This is a genomic window from Anoxybacillus sp. PDR2 (assembly GCF_009834045.1).
GTDB classification, from domain to species: domain Bacteria; phylum Bacillota; class Bacilli; order Bacillales; family Anoxybacillaceae; genus Anoxybacteroides; species Anoxybacteroides rupiense.
Window position 1 is genome coordinate 2070268 of sequence record NZ_CP047158.1, and the last position, 17331, is coordinate 2087598.

Annotated in this window: 22 protein-coding genes; 2 read left to right on the forward strand and 20 right to left on the reverse strand. The window is 44.4% G+C overall.

Translation table 11 applies throughout. From position 1 onward, the window contains the following. From GRQ40_RS09915 to GRQ40_RS09940, 6 genes are all read right to left on the reverse strand, one after another. A complete protein-coding gene (locus GRQ40_RS09915; protein WP_066149075.1) occupies window positions 1-663 on the reverse strand; it encodes a 3-oxoacid CoA-transferase subunit B in 663 nt (220 codons plus the stop codon). Next, the gene (locus tag GRQ40_RS09920; protein WP_080861050.1) at window positions 642-1343 is read right to left on the reverse strand and encodes a CoA transferase subunit A; all 702 of its coding nucleotides are present in this window, start codon (window positions 1341-1343) and stop codon (window positions 642-644) included. Before GRQ40_RS09920 ends, GRQ40_RS09915 begins: the two co-directional genes overlap by 22 nt. Beyond that, a complete protein-coding gene (locus GRQ40_RS09925) occupies window positions 1324-2691 on the reverse strand; it encodes an aspartate aminotransferase family protein (protein ID WP_159719888.1) in 1368 nt (455 codons plus the stop codon). The genes GRQ40_RS09920 and GRQ40_RS09925 overlap by 20 nt, the downstream gene beginning before the upstream one ends. Before the next feature lie 104 nt (window positions 2692-2795). Then, a complete protein-coding gene (locus tag GRQ40_RS09930; RefSeq protein ID WP_044746018.1) occupies window positions 2796-3716 on the reverse strand; it encodes an NAD(P)/FAD-dependent oxidoreductase in 921 nt (306 codons plus the stop codon). 290 nt (window positions 3717-4006) lie between these two features. Next, window positions 4007-4999 carry a biotin synthase BioB gene (bioB, locus tag GRQ40_RS09935; protein WP_080861045.1) on the reverse strand — a complete coding sequence of 331 codons (993 nt, stop codon included), beginning with the start codon at window positions 4997-4999 and terminating at the stop codon, window positions 4007-4009. A gap of 323 nt (window positions 5000-5322) precedes the next feature. Further along, window positions 5323-6762: an NAD(P)/FAD-dependent oxidoreductase gene (locus GRQ40_RS09940; protein WP_159719889.1), complete on the reverse strand. Its 1440-nt coding sequence runs from the start codon at window positions 6760-6762 to the stop codon at window positions 5323-5325. Between the two features lie 183 nt (window positions 6763-6945). Here GRQ40_RS09940 and GRQ40_RS09945 point away from each other — a divergent pair, with 183 nt between their 5' ends. Next, entirely contained in the window at window positions 6946-7542 is a 597-nt protein-coding gene (locus GRQ40_RS09945; RefSeq protein ID WP_066149083.1) for a DUF502 domain-containing protein, read from the forward strand. A gap of 63 nt (window positions 7543-7605) precedes the next feature. Here the strand turns inward: GRQ40_RS09945 and GRQ40_RS09950 are convergent, their stop codons facing one another. Both GRQ40_RS09950 and GRQ40_RS18760 read right to left on the reverse strand, forming a co-directional pair. Continuing rightward, window positions 7606-8544, reverse strand: a complete 939-nt coding sequence (locus GRQ40_RS09950) for a magnesium transporter CorA family protein (protein ID WP_044746022.1) — start codon at window positions 8542-8544, stop codon at window positions 7606-7608. A gap of 281 nt (window positions 8545-8825) precedes the next feature. Then, the gene (locus GRQ40_RS18760) at window positions 8826-8960 is read right to left on the reverse strand and encodes a hypothetical protein (RefSeq protein ID WP_255357507.1); all 135 of its coding nucleotides are present in this window, start codon (window positions 8958-8960) and stop codon (window positions 8826-8828) included. Between the two features lie 135 nt (window positions 8961-9095). On the opposite strand from GRQ40_RS18760, the gene GRQ40_RS09955 reads away from it, so the two are divergent. After that, window positions 9096-9383: a HesB/YadR/YfhF family protein gene (locus GRQ40_RS09955; RefSeq protein WP_044746023.1), complete on the forward strand. Its 288-nt coding sequence runs from the start codon at window positions 9096-9098 to the stop codon at window positions 9381-9383. A 30-nt stretch (window positions 9384-9413) separates the two neighbouring features. Here GRQ40_RS09955 and GRQ40_RS09960 read toward each other — a convergent pair whose 3' ends face one another. The 12 genes from GRQ40_RS09960 to GRQ40_RS10010 all read right to left on the reverse strand — a co-directional run bounded on the left by GRQ40_RS09960 (window position 9414) and on the right by GRQ40_RS10010 (window position 17306). Continuing rightward, complete coding sequence (locus GRQ40_RS09960; protein WP_159719890.1) at window positions 9414-9809, reverse strand: hotdog fold thioesterase; 396 nt, start codon at window positions 9807-9809, stop codon at window positions 9414-9416. Further along, on the reverse strand, window positions 9796-10125 hold the full coding sequence (locus GRQ40_RS09965; RefSeq protein ID WP_159719891.1) for a hypothetical protein: 330 nt from the start codon (window positions 10123-10125) through the stop codon (window positions 9796-9798). Before GRQ40_RS09965 ends, GRQ40_RS09960 begins: the two co-directional genes overlap by 14 nt. Before the next feature lie 10 nt (window positions 10126-10135). Continuing rightward, window positions 10136-10552, reverse strand: coding sequence for an acyl-CoA thioesterase (locus tag GRQ40_RS09970; RefSeq protein ID WP_044746026.1), 417 nt, complete (start codon window positions 10550-10552; stop codon window positions 10136-10138). Between the two features lie 109 nt (window positions 10553-10661). Further along, entirely contained in the window at window positions 10662-10895 is a 234-nt protein-coding gene (tlp, locus tag GRQ40_RS09975) for a small acid-soluble spore protein Tlp (RefSeq protein ID WP_044746027.1), read from the reverse strand. 61 nt (window positions 10896-10956) lie between these two features. After that, window positions 10957-11100, reverse strand: a complete 144-nt coding sequence (locus GRQ40_RS09980) for an acid-soluble spore protein N (RefSeq protein WP_044746028.1) — start codon at window positions 11098-11100, stop codon at window positions 10957-10959. A 56-nt stretch (window positions 11101-11156) separates the two neighbouring features. Beyond that, entirely contained in the window at window positions 11157-11288 is a 132-nt protein-coding gene (locus GRQ40_RS09985; RefSeq protein ID WP_080861042.1) for an FbpB family small basic protein, read from the reverse strand. Between the two features lie 115 nt (window positions 11289-11403). After that, window positions 11404-11919, reverse strand: coding sequence for a TlpA disulfide reductase family protein (locus tag GRQ40_RS09990; RefSeq protein WP_066149088.1), 516 nt, complete (start codon window positions 11917-11919; stop codon window positions 11404-11406). Window positions 11920-12052: 133 nt separating this feature from the next. Next, the gene (locus tag GRQ40_RS18320) at window positions 12053-12193 is read right to left on the reverse strand and encodes a hypothetical protein (RefSeq protein ID WP_183186774.1); all 141 of its coding nucleotides are present in this window, start codon (window positions 12191-12193) and stop codon (window positions 12053-12055) included. A gap of 69 nt (window positions 12194-12262) precedes the next feature. Then, window positions 12263-13099, reverse strand: coding sequence for a sulfurtransferase (locus GRQ40_RS09995; RefSeq protein WP_159719892.1), 837 nt, complete (start codon window positions 13097-13099; stop codon window positions 12263-12265). Beyond that, window positions 13096-13374 carry a YpbS family protein gene (locus tag GRQ40_RS10000; protein ID WP_080861040.1) on the reverse strand — a complete coding sequence of 93 codons (279 nt, stop codon included), beginning with the start codon at window positions 13372-13374 and terminating at the stop codon, window positions 13096-13098. Before GRQ40_RS10000 ends, GRQ40_RS09995 begins: the two co-directional genes overlap by 4 nt. Then, complete coding sequence (locus tag GRQ40_RS10005; RefSeq protein WP_044746032.1) at window positions 13367-13561, reverse strand: hypothetical protein; 195 nt, start codon at window positions 13559-13561, stop codon at window positions 13367-13369. Before GRQ40_RS10005 ends, GRQ40_RS10000 begins: the two co-directional genes overlap by 8 nt. Window positions 13562-13619: 58 nt before the next feature. Next, window positions 13620-17306, reverse strand: a complete 3687-nt coding sequence (locus tag GRQ40_RS10010) for a dynamin family protein (RefSeq protein ID WP_159719893.1) — start codon at window positions 17304-17306, stop codon at window positions 13620-13622. Between the last annotated feature and the right edge of the window lie 25 nt (window positions 17307-17331).

Below are 17331 nucleotides of genomic sequence, written 5' to 3' on the forward strand. Positions count from 1 at the left end.
TTATTCGATTCGTTTAAGAGACGGAGCAATCTGAAGAAACGCTCCCGTATTGGCCACTACATCTTCCACATTATACGGAGCCATCACTTCTGTTAACAATAGCCCTTCTTTTGTCACTTCAATAACCGCTTGATCCGTAATAATCAAATGGACGCATTGCCTAGCTGTCAGCGGTAAAGAGCATTCCGTCACAATTTTGGGCTCGCCATCTTTACTAACATGGCTCATCACCACAATCACTTTTTTCGTTTTTTGAGCCAGTTCCATTCCTCCGCCAACTCCCGGAACACGTTTCCCCGGAACCATCCAATTCGCTAAATCTCCTTGTTCACTTACCTGCAATCCTCCGAGAACTGTAACATCAATCAATCCCTTTCGAATCATGGCAAAAGCGGTAGCACTGTCAAAATAAGAAGCTCCATCGACAATCGTGACCGGATAGCCGGCAGCGTTGCAAAGGTTTGCATCCTCTTTGCCTTTGTCCGGACTTTCCCCCATGCCCAAAATGCCGTTTTCCGCCTGAAACATAATGCGCATCCCTTTCGGCAAAAAATTAGGAATAAGTGACGGAATACCGATGCCAAGATTGACGATCATTCCATCCTTGAGTTCTTTCGCAGCCCGTTTGGCGATACGCTCCCTTATTCCCATGCCCACTTCCAATTCACTCCTCTGCTTTTCACAATATAGTGAACAAAAATCCCTGGCGTTACAATTTCCTCCGGATTCAGTTCGCCAAGCGGCACAATCTCTTCAACTTCAGCAATGGTTATATTTCCGGCCATCGCGACAAGCGGATTTGTATTGCGTGCACTTTTGCCATATACTAGATTGCCGAAAGGATCTGCTTTTTTCGCATATACAAGCGATACATCCGCTGTCAACGGACGCTCCAAAAGAAAGCGCTTTCCATCTACTTCAACGATTGGCTTCCCTTTTGACAACCATTCATGATCCATGCCAATATCCACAAGGATTCCTCCTAATCCAGCTCCTCCGGCGCGAATTCGTTCGATCAGAATTCCTTGCGGAGAAAACTCTACCTCCATCTTCCCTTCTTGAAATAAGGAACCCGCAATCGGATTGGAGCCGATATGCGAAACAATTGCTTTTTTTACTCTTCCTTCTTTCACAAGTGGACCAACCCCGATATGAGGAAAGGCTGTATCGTTACAGATGAGCGTCAGCTGCTCCACTCCTTTGTCAAACACCTCCTGAAGCAGCGTGGGAGGCGAACCAACACCGCCAAACCCGCCAACCATCAAGGTGCAGCCGTCCATTACTTTGTCAATCGCATATTCAATAGAAACGATTTTGCCATACTCATTTCCGGCTACCATCATTGCGACCATTCCCTTTCATTGGAAAATGCTTTTCAATATGATGAAAGGCTTCCTCTAGCAAACTTACTAATTCATCGAGTTGTGCGCGCTCAATCGTGAGCGGTGGAGCAATGATGATCGCTGCTCCATCTTTTCCATTTCCCGCAGCAGACGGATACACAAGCAAGCCATTTTCTTGGGCCTTCGTCACAACAATATCCGTAAATGCCCATTTATTGGGCATCATTGTTTTGGTATCGGGAACGGTGAACTCGATTCCAAGCATTAATCCTTTGCCGCGGATGTCGCCAATCCATGAAAACTTCTGCTGCAAACGGCATAGCTTCGTAAATAAATCGCTCCCAATCTCCTCTGCTTTTTGAACTAAACGATGCTGATCAATATATTGAAGCACAGCCAAAGCAACAGCAGCTGAAAGCGGATTTGCGCTTAACGTATGTCCGCTCATCACCACTCCTGACCCATTTCTAATCGGCTCAATCACGTGCTCGCTGACAAGCGTAGCAGCAATTGGCGTATATCCAGCCCCCAATCCTTTTCCAAGCGCAATAATGTCCGCCTTTGCCTGCCAATGGTCAAGCCCCATCATTTTTCCTGTCCGGCCAAGCCCTGTCATGACTTCATCGGCAATAAATAAAATCTCATGGCGACGGCAAATCGCTTGAATGTGTTCATAATACCCTTCTGGCGGAGTTAGCGCCGCGCCTGCTGCTCCGATAATCGGTTCAGCAATAAAAGCAGCAATGTGCTCGGCACCGATGCGAATAATCGCTTCCTCCAATTCATCGGCACAGCGCCATTGACACGATGGCCAAGTTAACTGATAGGGACAACGATAACAATATGGAGGAGGCACATTTGGAAAATCTTCGAGCAAAGGAACAAAACGCTCTCTTCTTGCTGTATGCCCAGACATGGAAAGTGCTCCGAGCGTAATGCCATGGTAGCTAAGCCAACGTGATAAAATTTTATTTTTTCCCTTTTTTCCTTTCTCTTGCCAATATTGAATGGCGATTTTCATAGCCGTTTCTGTCGCTTCAGATCCGCTGTTGACAAGAAACGTCCAATAGCGAGTTTCGCCGCCAATGCGCTCATTTAACGTTTCGGCAAGCTTTTCAGCCGCTTCGCTTGTAAATTGGGAACGGTATACAAACGATACTTTATTCGCCTGTTCCTTCATCGCTTCAATAATTTCTGGAACACCATGCCCGAGATTGGCTGTCACGGCCCCGGAACAGCCGTCTACATATTTTTTTCCATTCGTATCATACACATAGATTCCTTTGGCGTACTGCACGGTCGGATAGTGGCGCTGGAGATGCGGTTTAATCAAATATGTAGGCACCACAGCTGCTTCCCCCTTTTCTGTCTCTGTATTGAGATATTATGCGAATCAAAACTTTTTCATGAAAAGAAATGCTCGGCGCTACATCATGTAAAAACGCGAGCCTTTCACCTAAGGCTCGCGTTTTTTTCTGCCATAATGCTTTTATGAATCCAAATCGCCGCTTGAACCCCCTCCCCCATAGCAATCGCTACTTGCTCCGAATGAACTCCGATATCGCCAGCAGCCCATACATTGGGGACATTTGTCTGTTTCGTTCTCGCGTCTGTCGGAATGTGCCGATTTTCCAACCTTTCTACTCCAAGCTGTTTGGCTAAATTTGTATTCACCTGATTATTTCCAAAAGCAATAAATCCGCGCTCTCCTGCAATCACAGTGCCGTTTTGCAGACGGACACCGCCGAAAAGCGGACCGTCCTTCACCAACACTGCTTCAATCGGTTCGCGTACATAGCGAATATTTTGTTCTTGCAGCTTTCTCTTTAGCTCTGGAGCCACATCCTCACCATCATGATTGATATAAGTGATTTCTCTCGTCCAATAGAGGAGTGTCAACGCCATATTGGCCCCTGCCATTCCGGCACCAAGTACAATCACCCTCTTATCGGTCACCTCATATCCATCACAATCCGGGCACACGTAAACGCTCGTCCCTAAACAAGGAATCAGATTAGGAATCGGAGGAATACGATCCTTTATTCCCGTCGCCAATAAAATCCGTTTTGCTTCGTACCGTCGTCCACTTTTGCCCATAAGCTGAAATTGTTCCTCCTCCTTGGAAGCAGTGACAATTTCGTCGTCTACGAAGTGAACGTTCAGCCGTTCTGCCTGCTGCCTTCCGCTTGATCGCAGCTGTTCACCGCTGACTCCATCCGGCCAGCCAAGCAAGTTGTGATAAGCTCGGCACAGTGTGGAACGGCCATTCTGAGCATCTATAACAAGAACGCGATGATGATAACGGCCTAATTGGATGGCAGCCTGCAGCCCAGCAATTCCTCCGCCAATAATAATGCATTCATAGTCCTTCATCGTTTCACTTCCCTAGGATGTCATTCTTTTTTATTGTCGTTCACTTTTTCCGTTTTGATTCATCAAACGGCAACGAAGGTGATAGACAAAGTCAAAAGGGCCTCTGTCTATAACCTCCATTCATGGTGTTGATTTCCCCTGAGACTGAAGCAAACAAGGAACGCGGCTGAGTGAAGACGACGAATCGAGCAAAAGACGTTCATGAGCGGATAAGCGAGGCCAGTGACGCAGAATGAAAGCGTTCGTTAACAGTCTAAGCTGCCCTCATCATCGAAGTCAGCGGCATCAGGCTAACCAACAAGCTCGGGACTAGTAAAATCAATTTCAAATCCAAGATCTTCTATCATGCGATAGTCCTCCGATTTTTCTTGACCGGCCGTTGTTAAATAATCCCCGACAAAAATGGAGTTGGCGGCATATAACCCGAGCGGCTGGAGTGATCGCAAATTCACCTCTCGTCCGCCGGAGATGCGAATTTCTTTTGATGGATTGATATAGCGGAACAGAGCCAGTACCTTTAGACAGTACCGCGGATCTAACTCATCCGTTCCCGCAAGTGGCGTGCCGTCGATTGCATGCAGAAAATTCACCGGAATGGAGTCAGCATCTAGCACCTTTAAACTTCTGGCCATATCAACGACATCCTGTTTCGTTTCTTTCATGCCAATAATAACGCCAGAGCACGGGGAAATGCCAACTTGCTTGACGATTTGTACCGTCTGTACACGATCATCGTATGTATGTGAGGTTGTAATTTTAGGATGATGCTCTTTCGATGTATTAATATTATGATTATAGCGATCCACTCCTGTTTCTTTAAGGCGGAGGGCTTGTTGAGGTTTTAAAATACCGAGACAGGCGCACACTTTTAAACCAAATCGCTCTTTTATTTCTTTGACAGCAGAAACAACCGTATCTATCTCTTTTTCGCTTGGCCCGCGACCGCTTGCCACGATGCAGTATGTACCTACCTGTAAACGATAAGCTTCCTCCGCTCCGCGAATCAGCGTTTCTTTATCTACCATTTTGTACGGTTGGACACGTGCCGTCGAAATCGAGGATTGCGAGCAATACCCGCAATTTTCTGGACATAATCCAGATTTAGCATTAATAATCATATTTAACTTCACTTTATTTCCAAAATACGCGCAGCGAATATGATAGGCCCCTTGCAATAAAAGAAGAAGCTGTTCATCCGGACAGTCTAACAGCGCCAGCGCCTCTTCATCGTTCAGCTCATATCCAGCCAACACTTGATCGGCTAACTCCAACCAGTTTTTCATATTTTATCTCCCCTTTCCATACGATTACATTTATCGTAGGGTAGAAGGTTCTTATTGTCAACTTTTTTAATAAATAAGTTGACAATAAGAATACAATCATTCATCGAGAGTATTCTTTCCATTTACGAAAACAAATACCCGTAGTGCTTATCAATATAGCTTGATGCGTCGACATAGATCCCCGCGTGAGCACTATGGTGTGACCAAGGTAAGCCACCAGCTTGCTTGCGACTGTGAGTTTTTTGCAGAGGTTCCATTTTCCCAGTTCAATAGAAATATCGTTAAATCACCATAAAAAACAGGATAGGCGTACGCCTATCCTGTTATTTTGCTAGCTTTTGCGCGATATCGCGGGCAATCCAAACACCGCATGCGCCTGCCTGAGCAAGACCGCGGGTAATTCCTGCGCCATCTCCTCCAACATATAGACCCGTAATCTCTGTTTCAAAACGATCGGTTAGTTTCGGACGCGCAGAATAAAATTTCGCTTCTACTCCATAAAACAAAGTATGCTCAGAAGCAAGCCCAGGTGTCACATGATTCAGCGCTTCCGTCATTTCGATTAAGCTTTTCATTGTATTGTAAGGAAGCACGAGACCTAAATCGCCTGGAACCGCTTCTTTTAATGTCGGTTCGATAAATCCTTCTTTGATGCGCTTTTCCGTTGACCGTCTTCCTTTTAGAAGATCTCCGTATTTTTGTACAATGATGCCACCGTTCGATAAAGCATTGGCCAGCCGAGAAATTTTATGAGCGTATTCATTTGGTTGATCAAACGGCTCAGAAAATTTATGTGAGACAAGCAGGGCAAAATTCGTATTATTGCTGCCCAACTTTGGATCTTTATACGCATGCCCGTTCGCCAGCATCGTTCCAGAATGGTTTTCCACGACAACATGACCTGATGGATTGCTGCAAAATGTACGGACTTGTGTACCGACCGATGTGTTGAAAACAAATTTCCCTTCATATAAATGTTCGTTAATTTCCTCCATCACAATATTGGCAGTTTCCACACGCACTCCGATATCCACTTGATTATTCAGCATGCGCAAACGGCGTTTTTTCAATATTTTGGTGAGCCATGCTGAGCCATCACGTCCCGGAGCAATCACAACCTTTTCAGCCATTACGGACGTTCCGTCCCTTAAAACCACTCCTTTGACCGTATGGCGTTCGTTTTGCTTCTCAGTTAAGATATCCCCTACTTCTATTTGAAAAGCCATGTCAATGCGCTCACGCAAATATTCATAAATGCTTTTTAAAATCTCGAGATTTTGTTCCGTTCCTAAATGCCGAACGTTCGCCCTTAGCAGTTTTAAGCCAGCAGCATACGCGCGCCGTTCAATCTCCTTGACCTTTTCTGTCGTCGGGTCAGTAATAGTAGACGTGGCACCGTGCTGCAAATTAATTTCATCGACGTAATGAATCAAGTCGAGCACAAGCGAAGCGGGTAAATAGTCCGTCATCCAACCACCAAACTCGCTGGTAATATTGAATTTTCCATCAGAGTACGCCCCTGCACCGCCAAATCCGTTCGTGATCGAACAGGCGGGCACACAGCCAGCATAATCTTTTTTTCCCATCGGCGGCGGACATTTTTCGATCCTTTTTTCCAGAATCGGGCAGCGCCGCTTATAAATATCGTGACCTTTATCAATGAGCAAAATCTTCGCTTCTTTTCGCTTCAACGTCAATTCATAGCAAGTAAAAATACCGGCCGGTCCAGCACCAACGACAATAACGTCATAATGTGACTTCATGATCCTGTCCTCCAACGCATCATTTTTTTCCATTTGTAACTATAGCAAGGATAAGATGAATCGTCAATTATAAATACGAACTTTTTATAAAAAAAATATAAAAATGTTCGTTTTTTATAAACCTTGTCTTTTCTGAGAAAACTTGATAAGGTGATAGAGGATCACATCGAAAGGAGCAAACGCATGAAGACCCTTGCAAAAAACTTTATGAACGGCGTATTGACAGTTGTTCCAATTGTGCTGGCCATCTATGTGTTTATTAAAATATTCACTTTTTTCGATGGACTGCTCGGAAAATATGTCAAGCCGTATCTTCATGAAACATACATACCCGGCATCGGCATTTTATGCACGATTGCTCTCATTACCGTTTTAGGATGGCTATCGACCCAATATATTAGCGGCCGCCTCATTAAGCTGATCGATCGGCTGCTTGAAAGCATTCCACTGATGAAAACCGTTTATTCGGTTTTAAAAGATACAATCTATTCCTTTATTGGTGAAAAACGGTCGTTTTCAAAGGTCGTCCTTATCGATCTGCCGCACACGGAAATAAAATGCATTGGTTTTATTACGTCAGAAGAAGTGGAATCGCTTTTTCATCCTCTTAAAGAGTACGTAGCCGTCTACATTCCGCAGACATTTCAAGTAGCAGGAATCACCGTCCTCGTGCCCAAAGCGCAGATTGAGGTGATCAACGTCAAACCGGAAGAAGCAATGAAATTCATCCTTTCTGGCGGGATGACAGCGTCCAAAAACAAGGAAAAGCGTGTAGAATAGCCGTAATGATCGTTTTAATCCCGAACAAAAACCGCCCTTTTATCAAGGGCGGTTTTTGTTTTGCTAAAAATATCGCTTTTTCCAAAAAACAAAGGCGGTAATGCTCGATAGCAAAGCGGCCAGAAGCATTGCCACCATAAACGCATATGGGGAATGCTGATACGGAATTGGGACGTTCATTCCATAGAAGCTGGCAACCATGGTTGGCAGTGAAATCACAATCGTCACAGCTGTTAAAAATTTCATCACAATATTCAAGTTGTTAGAAATGACCGAAGCAAAAGCATCCATCATTCCGCTCAAAATACTGCTGTATACTTCAGCCATCTCAATCGCTTGCTTATTCTCGATGATCACATCCTCCAACAGCTCTTGATCGTCATCATACATTCGCAAGTAATTAAGGCGCATAAGCCGTTCCATGACAATGTTATTCGCTTTTAGCGAGGTCATGAAATACACTAAGCTTTTCTCCATACTTAACAGCGAGAACAACTCCTGATTTTTCATCGATTGATGCAGCTCTTTTTCAATTTCGCTTGTGCGGCGATTGATTTGCTTTAAATACCGCAAATAGTAAGTCGAAATCATATAAAGCATTTGCAAAGCAAAACGCGTTTTCATAAAGGTGTAAAAGTTTTTAATTTTATGGTTCGCAAATTCTTCAAATATCGGGTTTTCTTGAAGGCAAACCGTAATAAAGCATGTATTCGTAATAATCATCCCGATCGGAATCGTTTCATAAATAGGGCCATCCACTTCATCATGAGTAATGATCGGGATATCCACGATAATTAACACATGATTATCTTCCTTTTCGACACGCGAACGTTCTTCATCATCGAGGGCATCTTTGATCGAATCAATCGGGATGTCCAAATGATTAGCGATATAACGAATCTCTTCTTCCGTCGGAGCTACTAGCTTAATCCAGCAACCATTTTTAAGCTCATGAATTTCTTCAATTTTTCCATTAGCATTTGACAAATACATCTTCATCATATGCACGCTTCCTCCTTTTCCAAGCGAGGAAGGCTTGCTATCTTTTCCTTTCGAATGGAGCCCGTTTTCGGATGGCGAGTAGCTCGTTCATTCGCAAAGGAAAAGGCAATGCTTCCCCGCAGTATTCCGGCTCAGGTTCGTTTGAACTTCGACTACTCATATGCGAAAACGTCACCCCTTCTCCAAAATATGTGTCCTTATTAATAATAGCGTTGAAATAACTATTTGTATAGTAAAAATTTGTTTATTGCAATAAAAAAGTAGCCTGCTGCATGGCTACTTTATTCACTTGCTTGCGTCGTATTGAAAAAATCCTTATTTTCTTTTTTAGGTGTCGAAGGCTTTTTCTGATGCTTTTTCTTCATGATCCCATCTGACTCATAGCTTAACGGAAAATCAGCTTGTTTTTTTGTCAATGAACCTTTCCCCCTTGATGGATGATGTATCTTTACTTTATGTAATCATCGCCCTGTTTAGTCAATGATTTCTGCAGCAAATATTCGCCCGTTTTGCCAAAAATGCTTTATAATGGTGAATAAGGAGGGTTTATCATGGAAATTATTATCAAACCAAAAGCGTTAGCATGGTATAAAGAGGAGCTTGATTTACGCGAAGGAGATTCTATTCGCTTTTTTGCACGATATGGTGGATGCAGCACCGTGCAGAAAGGCTTTTCACTCGGTATGGAAAAAAGCGTCCCTTCCGATCCAAAAGCGCAAACGACTATAGATGGTATCACCTTTTTTGTTGAGGACAACGATATATGGTACTTTGACGGGCATGATTTGATTGTTGATTTTAATGAACAAGCAAGTGAACCCGTTTTTTCACTTGAATAAAAAGCGAAAAAGCTAGCTGACTTAAAAAAGCTAGCTTTTTTTTATAATAGCGATGGTACAGCGAGAGACACAAACAAGTCGCTGTTGATCGTCCACGATGCGAATATCCCATACCATCGTTGTTCTGCCGCGGTGAAGGACGGTGCCAGTCGCTGTCACTGTTCCGCTTCGGACTGGACGTACGTGATTAGCGTTGATTTCCAGCCCGGCCACACTTTCTGTATCTTGATCCACCAATGCGTAAGCGCCCAGACTGGCAACGGTTTCCGCCAAGGCAACCGACGCTCCGCCATGAAGCAAACCAAACGGCTGATGCGTCCGGTGATCTACCGGCATTGTAGCGACAACACGCCCGTGCCCTATTTCCGTAATTTCGATTCCAAGCGCTTCTAATAACGTTCCCTTCCCCATTTCATTTGCATTCATTGCACTTATCCCCTTTTTCTAAATGAAATCGTTCTAAATGATCCATCAATCCTTCCTGCCGCAAAACTTCTTTCTGCTTCTCTCCTAATAAATCAAAATGCGGAAAAGAGTCCCGTTGATGAACCCATTCAGGACGAAGTTGATATTTTTCGCCCCAGGCCAGCAGCTTGTCTAAATCGCCGCACCCCACTTTTGTGACTGTCGTATGATGCGGAAAGCGCTGATCATACCAAAAGTGAGTGAGAAAAGCGATTTCTCCGTTTATCACTTTTTTCTTCCATAATTCCAGCTCATTCCTTCGAATGCCGAATGCCATATGTATCGCCTTACTTTTTGGCACGCTCGTAAGCTTCATGCCAGTCCGGAAAATATTTGCGAATTAAAATCGGTCGAAAGGAATCGCGTCTGACGCACACATGCTGTGTTTTTCCAGTTGCCGCCAGCTCGCCGTCTGATGTAAAGATTTCATAACCATACGTCACACGGATTCCATCATAGGCATCAATCCATGTTCTAACGGTTGCCATATCGCCATAGCGAAGCGGCTTTTTATATGAAATTTGCAAATCGGTTACAGGAGAGAGGATATCTTCCTTTTCCATATCAGCATAATGAAATCCGAGCTGTTTGATAAATTCGGTCCGCCCAATTTCCATCCAAATCAGATAATTGGCGTGATAAACAACTCCCATTTGGTCCGTTTCAGCATAGCGTACTTCGATTTGTTTCTCAGCAATTTTCATGGCATTCCCCCACTTACTTTTTTCTTTATCTTACCATATGAATGACCTTTTGTCCTGTAAATAGCAAACAAGACGATCCGCTGATGCTGCGGATCGTCTTCTTTCATTGTTACTGATAACCGTTTTGGCGCGCTGCCGCTTCATCTTTAATTTCAGAACGCAGCGCAGCAATGGCTTCTTCACGCCGCTTATTTTTGGCTTCGATCTGTTTTCGTTCTTCTGATGAAGAAAAAGGGATGGCTTCGTGGGCTTCTTCTATATTTTCAATGGTATTTTGCACCATATTTTGTAATTTCTCAACATTATCACTGCGATCATCTGGGTTTGGACGTTGATAAGCCATCTTCAATTCCTCCTTGATGTCGATTTAATTTTATAATAATTTTATTATGTTAACAAAAAAATTACTCACCCTTTGTCTGGATGACTTGAGCGTGCTGCCCTGATTGATCCTGCATTTTTTTTCCTTTATTTCCGCCCGCAGCACGCGGCTGAGTGCCTAGATGGTTTGGAACGAAGTGTTTTCTGCTTCCTTTTGGATTGCTCATGACTCTCGCCTCCTCACCATCTAGTGTGCTCGGTTTAAATCGGCTTATGCATCATTTTACTCTGCCTTTTTCAGCATCCGTTCCTCTAATTTTTTCTCGATTTCCTCCATCGCTTTCTCATCATTTAACAATTGCCGTTTATTTTCCAACACTAATTGTTCAAATGTCAGCTTTCGGTTCTTTCTCATTTGATCCAATCCCTCTCATTTTTATTATAATTTTAATAATTTCCCAAATAAGCAAAATTTATTACAAATTTTCAAAAAAAATAAAAAGAAGCTCCTTCATGTTGAAGGATGCTTCTTACGGAAGACGGCTTATGATATCTTGCATTTGTTTATATGTCATCGGCCCGATTACCTTTTTGCGAATGACGCCTTGACGATCAATAATATAGGTCGTCGGAATGGTTTGAATGTTATACAGCTTTAATACCTCTCCTTTTTCATCCATCACAATCGGAAAGGTTAAGCCATATTTTTTCATAAATGGGCTTAAGTTTTCGCGGCGGTCCTGTGATGTTAAATGAACAGATAAAAGCTCCACATCATCTTTGTACTGCTTGTAAAACTTCTCAATATCCGGCATTTCCTTCTGACAAGGCGGGCACCAAGTTGCCCAGAAATTGATGATCACTGGCTTGCCGCGCAAATCCGATAAACGAATTTGTTGACCCTCTGGGGTTTTTAATGCAAAATCATATGCGATATCACCAACGGCCAGCCCCGCTTTCCGATTTTGCTGTTCGGCTGCCAAAGCCTGCCAAATCCCATATCCAGTCAAACCGAGCAGCAAAACAATAGCAACGATTTTTTTCATGCTTTTCCCTCCTATCATCATTTAAGCATAAAAGAAAAAAAAGAGAAAGGGCTGTATATTTTCCCAGCCCTTTCCTTTCACAAACGCTTGATAAAAAATAGCTCCACTTGATCCCGTCTTAGACATACACGTGCTAGCGACTGTTTTTATGGTTGTTTTGCATTTTTTTCGCTTCTATTTCAGCATAAGAAGCAAACTCGTTGTTGAATCCGTTTTTTTGCTTGGCGTTATTGTTGCGCTGTGCATTTGCGTTTCCGAGCTTTGTGCGGCCCACTTGCTTCACCTCTTTTGAAAATCAGGAACTGCATATGTAGTTTCCGTCAGCCGCATGGAAAGTATGCTGTTAATTCTCTCCTGTTGCAATCGGATGATCCGGATAAGAAATCCAATCGCTAAAGCTGCCTACATATAGCTGCACATTCGTATAGCCCGCTTCCGATAGCGCGAGAACATTCGGACAAGCGGTGACACCTGAACCGCAATACACGATAATCTTCTCGTCCTTCGAAATGGAAGCAAAACGCGCGGCTTGCTCATGCGGCTTCTTCCAATATCCTTCGCTTGTTAGTGCATCTTTCCAAAAACAATTTTTTGCTCCAGGAATATGGCCAGCCATTCGATCAATAGGCTCTTCAATGCCCAAATAACGCTTCGGCTCACGTGAATCCAGCAAAATGGCGGAATCCTGTTCACTTGCGCGTCTTACATCTTCTGTCGTCGCCAAAAGAGATGGCTGATAGGCTGGAATAAAGGTGCGCTTCGGAAATGCAACCACTTCTTCGGTTATCGGATATCCAGCCCCTTTCCATCTCGTATAGCCGCCATCCAACACATAGATACGTTCATGCCCTAAATAGCGCAGCAGCCACCAAAAACGAGCGGCCATTGCACCATCTTGATCGTCATAAGCAACAATCGTCGTATGACGGTCAATTCCTGCCGCTGATAATTTCTCCATCAATTCATCAAAATCAGGAAGTGGATGCCGTCCCCCGTGTTCACGGACAGGACCGGACAAATCTCTTTCTAAGTCAAAATAAAGCGCGCCTGGAATATGAGATTGTATGTACTCATTTATGCCGCGGGAAGAATCGCCCATGTAAAAGCGGCAGTCAATGACCCGCACATCATCGCGAGAGAGCCTTTCAGACACCCATTGTGGCGAAACGATATATTTCATTTACGTTCCCCTTTCGTTTTTAGACGTTCTACGTATTCCGCGACCATGTCGACAGTCACGTATTTTCGCTGCGGAACCACTCCTTGTTTAGCTAGCTCATTGATTTGCTTGGTCGTCTCATTAATCTTTTCAACAGTAAATGTCTGTCCATTTCGGCAATGCTCCACCGCTTCCTCAATATAGCGCTCGCGTTGTGCATCGAGCTGTAAAAACTGCTTGATCAGTCTATGCTGCTTATGAGAATGTGCTGTGATCGCATGATGAACTTCACTCATCTTTTTTCTCCTCTCTTGCTCGTTCTTTTTCCATTAGTGATCGAACGTGCGGCTTTGGCGTCCAGCAGCGAAATTGATAATGCGGCTTCGTTTCATAGCCGAGCCGTTGACAATAGCGGTACATTCCGTTCTCTGTTTTTTTCATCCGATAATGAATGCACGTGGCACAAGCATGAAACCGCGTCATCGTTCGCTTCCCCCCTATCTTCAATCGCACGTTCAATCACCGCTTCAGTTTTTTCTAATTACTCATTTTGTGGTAAGAGAGCCGACAGCTGCTCCTCCACTTTACCGAGATGTTCTACATCCACTTGTTCGGTAAGTGCCGTCATGAGGCCTGCAAAATAGTCATCCATTTGTTGCTGCAGCGCATAAAGCAAATGATGGATCCGCTTTTCGTGTTCTTCTTGATAAAATGCAAAGAGGCGCGCTTCATTTTCGGACACATATTCATGAATTGGCTGCTGCAGCTGCTTTTCAATTTCTTCTCTCATGAGCCGCTTTTCATCCCGTTCAAAAAATGCTTTTGCATTTTTATAAAGCGACAGCGCTTTTTTAAAGTGTGATTCATTCAGCTGCTCAAGCCCTTCAGAAAACTCCAGTGTCGCAAATGCAGGAAGCTCGACCTTCGATAGCGTAATTCCCTGATGAATGCGGCCGATCTCATTTGCAAGCAGTTGAAAGCGATCCTGTGCCTTGTTTGTAAGAAAACGTTCAATGCGCAAGCTCGTTGCCCGCATTTCTTGCGCCAAATCAAAACCGACAGATTGAAGCAGCTCGCGCAGGCAGCCAGAAAGCGCCTGACGGATATCTCGGCCATCATCACGCAATGCAGCCGGATTGAACGCTTCTTTAAACCAATCGCCCATGCGGAATGAAATACGCTGCTTGATATAATACGCTAATTCAGCAATTTCTTGTTTTAATGCTTGCCTATCCATAGCAAGATCAGAGGATTGAAGCAGCGCCTGAATCCGAGCCTGTTCGTCGCCCAGCTTTTGCCGCTTCGCTGCCTTTTCTTCATTTCCTTGTTTCGCTTGGACCATATAGTCTTGCAAAGTCGCACGCAGGCGCTTCAGTTCAGCGTACGCCTCCGCTACGGCTACATTTGTTAATTCTCCCATAATGAAGCGAATAAAATCTTCTTCGAAGGCGCGAATCCCAGATTCGCGCAAAATCCCGTAATGGTGCTGCTGTTTTTTTTCTGTTTTCTCCTCAAGAGCCAATCGGCTTGATAAGGCATACAAGCGCGGAAAACGGATGCCGAAATGCTCGAGCTGCTCTTTCACATAGGAAGTGACCGTTTCTAACTCTTCTTGTGAATTCGCCAGATCCGCAGCATTGACGATAAAAAACATTTTATCCATGCTGAATGTGTCTTTGACGCGCCCAAGCTGGATTAAAAACTCGCGGTCTGCTTTCGAGAAGGCATGATTATAGTAAGTGACAAACAAAACAGCATCGGCATTTTTAATGTATTCAAACGCTACTCCTGTATGACGGGCATTAATGGAGTCCGCCCCTGGCGTATCGACCAGCGCAATGCCCTGCCGAGTGAGCGCACAGTCATAATACAGCTCCATCCACTCCACAAAGCAGGCTTTCGTCTCATCAGCTACATATTGCTGGAATTCATCAAGACCGATTTGCAAAGAGGTTCCCAGCACGTCCTTTACGTCTGCGTATCCGTGGACGACCGACTGCAGGAACGTATAATGCGGCTTTTCCTTCGCTTCGACCGTTTCGATCAACAGCGCTTTTTCGCACGCTCCCAGCGCCTCTTCCATCGTTTCCGCCTTCAAATGAAAATAGCGCAACGAGTTTTGCAAATCCTTTAACAGCTGTGAGGCTGTTTTCATCTGAACGACCACTGTGCCATGTGGATAGCTAGAAGTCGGCGGCACAATTTTATTAATGGTTGCCGTCGTTGGATTCGGTGACGATGGCAATAACTGCTCTCCCATTAACGCGTTGGCGAACGATGATTTTCCGGCGCTGAACGCCCCAAACAGCGCCACGGTAAATGTTCGGTTTTCAAGGCGGCGCGCTTTTTCCGTCAATCCATGAATAAAGCGTGTCATGCCTGGAATGCCAGACACAAGCTCGGCAGCTTGGCGTAAGTCGGCAATCGCTTTCGCTGTTTTTTCTTTTGTTTTATCACTGCTTAATGACACCGATTCGCTGTGAATCGCCTCACTTTTTTCTGCTTGACGCGCAGCATTCGAATGCTGTTCTTTGCCGACAGAAGGCACAGCCTGCTCAACTTGAATTGGCGTTAATTCGCTGACAAGCTCCTGAACCCGCGCTTCCTGTATATGGCTAGGAGCCGCGGATTCCAACAGCGCTAGCAATTGGGCGTAATGGTCGTCACGCTGCTGCTTTCGTTTCGCTAATTCATCAAGCAGCTGCTGCTTTTCCTTTTCTATTTTTAATTGCTCGACAAGCTCATTTCGCTCTGCTTGCACCGTATTTTTCCAGAAGGAAAAAACAGGGGCAAAGATGTGCATCGCTTCGCTTCGATACCGCTTTTTCAATTCCGTCGCCACATCATTTGTATAATTTAATACAGATTCTCCTGTAACCCCCGCTCCTTTTTTAACAAGCGACTCTAGCAGCTGCTCATTCCATGTAGCAGACAACTGCTGGCATTGGCTCATTAACTGGGCATCGCCAATGTCATGCTCTTTTAAAAATCGAACAAGATGGTCGCGTACATGCCATTCGATTTGTGATGTCGCTTTTTCTTTCACATTTTCGTAAAATGCCGTGAGCCTTGCTTTCCGTTCCTGCTCTGTTTTTGCTTTACTAAACAGGAACCCGATTTTAAAATCCGGCTGAACCGATTGCAAATAAGCTTTCGCCAATTCTCTCGTTTCAAACGGCATGACATACGCATGCTCTAAAATGCTGTCAAGCTCCTGCTGAAACTTCGTCTCCACCTCCGCGCAAAGCGCATCAATCTCATGCAGTCGGCTCTCAAGATCATCGATATCACTTTCTTCCTTGGATTTCGTTAAATGCTCCATACGAGCATAAATGGCCTCTTCCTCTTTGGCATCCTGGTTTTCTATAAAAGCAAGGTGATCGCTGACAAGCCGCTTAGCTGCCACCTCGACTCCGGAGAGAAGCCGCGCCTCTTTTTCGGCAAATAGCAGCTGGAAAAAATGGACAAGCTCATTCAATTCATTGAATGGATGTTCTCGTTCTTTCAGAGAGGTAAAAAAGATACGCTCCACCTGAACATTCCATTGGCGAAACGCCTCACGCACCGATTGCTGAAACTCTGAAAACGAAAGCTCTCCATCACGGTGCTTATCAATCTGATTGACAATTAAATACAATGCCTTTCCGTCACTTGTCAATTCCTTTGTAAATTGAAAATTTAATTCCGATTGAACATGGTTATAATCCATCATATAAAAGACGACATCTGCCAAATGAAGCGCTGATTCAGTAGCAAGCCGATGCGCATCGTCCGTCGAGTCAATGCCTGGAGTATCCAAAATCGCCACACCTTCGGGGATGTGCGTCGTTTTCCGGCTGATCTCGATCGCTTCAATTTCCTCTCCGTTTTTGCAATATGCACGAATTTGTTCATATTCATAGGGAGACGCATATTCGACCGACTGTCCGTTCTTATAAAAAATGCGGGCATATTCCCGTCCAGCCTTCACTTTGACAAGGTTAGCGCTTGTCGGAATCGGACTGGACGGCAGCAGCGGTTCACCGATTAATTCATTGATGATGCTTGATTTTCCAGCAGAAAAATGGCCGCAAAAGGCAATGGAAAATTCCTCATCTGCTATTTTCCGCAGCAGCTGCTGTGCTTTTTTGGCATTTTCTTGATCTCCCTTGTTCACCCATTCGTCATGAAGATAAGCTAGTTTGGCAAGCCAAGGACGCAATGATGAACGTTGTGTTATCTGAACCATGTATCAAAACCCCTTACGTTTGCAA

Excerpts from the sequence above, each read along its gene's own strand:
- GRQ40_RS09920 (WP_080861050.1), bottom strand. The coding sequence starts at position 1,343 with ATGATGGTAGCCGGAAATGAGTATGGCAAAATCGTTTCTATTGAATAT.
- GRQ40_RS09930 (WP_044746018.1), bottom strand. The coding sequence starts at position 3,716 with ATGAAGGACTATGAATGCATTATTATTGGCGGAGGAATTGCTGGGCTG.
- bioB (WP_080861045.1), bottom strand. The coding sequence starts at position 4,999 with ATGAAAAACTGGTTGGAGTTAGCCGATCAAGTGTTGGCTGGATATGAG.
- GRQ40_RS09940 (WP_159719889.1), bottom strand. The coding sequence starts at position 6,762 with ATGAAGTCACATTATGACGTTATTGTCGTTGGTGCTGGACCGGCCGGT.
- GRQ40_RS09945 (WP_066149083.1), top strand. The coding sequence starts at position 6,946 with ATGAAGACCCTTGCAAAAAACTTTATGAACGGCGTATTGACAGTTGTT.
- GRQ40_RS09950 (WP_044746022.1), bottom strand. The coding sequence starts at position 8,544 with ATGATGAAGATGTATTTGTCAAATGCTAATGGAAAAATTGAAGAAATT.
- GRQ40_RS09955 (WP_044746023.1), top strand. The coding sequence starts at position 9,096 with ATGGAAATTATTATCAAACCAAAAGCGTTAGCATGGTATAAAGAGGAG.
- GRQ40_RS09960 (WP_159719890.1), bottom strand. The coding sequence starts at position 9,809 with ATGAATGCAAATGAAATGGGGAAGGGAACGTTATTAGAAGCGCTTGGA.
- GRQ40_RS09965 (WP_159719891.1), bottom strand. The coding sequence starts at position 10,125 with ATGGCATTCGGCATTCGAAGGAATGAGCTGGAATTATGGAAGAAAAAA.
- GRQ40_RS09970 (WP_044746026.1), bottom strand. The coding sequence starts at position 10,552 with ATGAAAATTGCTGAGAAACAAATCGAAGTACGCTATGCTGAAACGGAC.
- tlp (WP_044746027.1), bottom strand. The coding sequence starts at position 10,895 with ATGGCTTATCAACGTCCAAACCCAGATGATCGCAGTGATAATGTTGAG.
- GRQ40_RS09980 (WP_044746028.1), bottom strand. The coding sequence starts at position 11,100 with ATGAGCAATCCAAAAGGAAGCAGAAAACACTTCGTTCCAAACCATCTA.
- GRQ40_RS09985 (WP_080861042.1), bottom strand. The coding sequence starts at position 11,288 with ATGAGAAAGAACCGAAAGCTGACATTTGAACAATTAGTGTTGGAAAAT.
- GRQ40_RS09990 (WP_066149088.1), bottom strand. The coding sequence starts at position 11,919 with ATGAAAAAAATCGTTGCTATTGTTTTGCTGCTCGGTTTGACTGGATAT.
- GRQ40_RS09995 (WP_159719892.1), bottom strand. The coding sequence starts at position 13,099 with ATGAAATATATCGTTTCGCCACAATGGGTGTCTGAAAGGCTCTCTCGC.
- GRQ40_RS10000 (WP_080861040.1), bottom strand. The coding sequence starts at position 13,374 with ATGAGTGAAGTTCATCATGCGATCACAGCACATTCTCATAAGCAGCAT.
- GRQ40_RS10005 (WP_044746032.1), bottom strand. The coding sequence starts at position 13,561 with ATGACGCGGTTTCATGCTTGTGCCACGTGCATTCATTATCGGATGAAA.
- GRQ40_RS10010 (WP_159719893.1), bottom strand. The coding sequence starts at position 17,306 with ATGGTTCAGATAACACAACGTTCATCATTGCGTCCTTGGCTTGCCAAA.